The organism is Dietzia sp. B44, assembly GCF_014145245.1.
In the GTDB taxonomy this organism is placed as follows: Bacteria; Actinomycetota; Actinomycetes; order Mycobacteriales; family Mycobacteriaceae; genus Dietzia; species Dietzia natronolimnaea.
The window spans coordinates 1-1,201 of record NZ_JAALEF010000430.1; the positions used below are offsets into that span (position 1 = coordinate 1).

Sequence of the window (1,201 nt, forward strand, 5' to 3'; positions counted from 1 at the left end):
GCCCTCGCCCGACCCGCCACCGGCGGTGACGGTCGGCCACAGCGTCCGTCGCTTCCACGCCGTGCCCGGCACCGCGGCGTAGCGACCGGGACCGGTGACGTAGCCGTGCAGCATCTCCACGACCTGGTCCATGTTGACCTCGTGGCCGTGGACATAGAGCTGGGCGATCGCGTGGAGCAGGGTGTCGGCCTCGGACTCCTTGCGCTTGAGCGTGTGGAGCAGGTTGGGCTCCATCAGGCCGGCGTCGAAGCAGGTCGCCGCCACGGACATCGCGGCGACCGGGTTGGGCGCGAACTCCAGGAACGTCACGTACCCGGCCTCGACGGCCTTGCGCACGGCGTGGGTGAACCACACCGAGTGCCGCATGCCCTTGACCCAGTACTCCTCGGCGTGGATCGGCTCGTGGCCGGCGCGGTAGAAGGTCTCCTTGTCCACGGAGGAGAACAGGCCGGATCGGAGTTCGCGAGGCTCCAGGCCCGCGATCTCGGCGGCGAGCTCACCCAGCAGCATGTCGACGTCGGAGGTGTGCCCGGCCCCGCGGACCTGGAGCTGGCGGGCGAACTTGCCCTGCTCCTCGACCCAGGCCACGAACTCGGCCACGGGCTTGGCGCGGCCGCCGACCGTGGTGTGGGTGGGCGCGGCGTAGACCGCGGGCTCGATCGAGGCGAACTGCGGGTTGTCGGCGATGATCTGCGCGATCTCCTCGGCCGAGTACTCGACCAGCGCCATGGCGCCGGCGTCCTCGTCGGAGACCTGCTGCTCGGCGTCGCCCATGAGGCGCGAGCGGACGCAGATCACCCGCACCGCGTCCTCGAGACTCAGCCCGCCCGCCGCATAGGCGGCGGCGACCTCGCCCATCGAGTGGCCGATCACGGCCTCGGGCTTGGCGCCGAGCGCCTTGAGCGTGTCGACCAGCGCGACCTGGACGGCGAAGATGCCGACCTGCGCGTTCTCCACCTCGTAGGTGACCGAGTCGTCGAGGAACATCTCGACCATCCGGTAGCCGGCCTCGAAGTCGATGAGCTCGTCCACCGCGTCCAGGCACAAGGCGAACAGCGGGTTGGACAGGTACAGCTCCTTGGCCATCTTGCGGTGCTGGGCACCGAAGCCCGAGAACACCCAGACGTCACCGGTGCCGGCGGGGGCGTCCGCGCTGAAGACGCCGGGGCCGGGGTCGCCGGCCGCCAGGGCGCGCAGCCCC

Annotated in this window: 1 protein-coding gene; it reads right to left on the bottom strand. The window is 70.9% G+C overall.

The genetic code is table 11. From position 1 onward, the window contains the following. Positions 1-1,201, bottom strand: a 1,201-nt coding sequence (locus G6017_RS13550) for an acyltransferase domain-containing protein (protein ID WP_182610045.1), incomplete at both ends; no start/stop codon positions are given.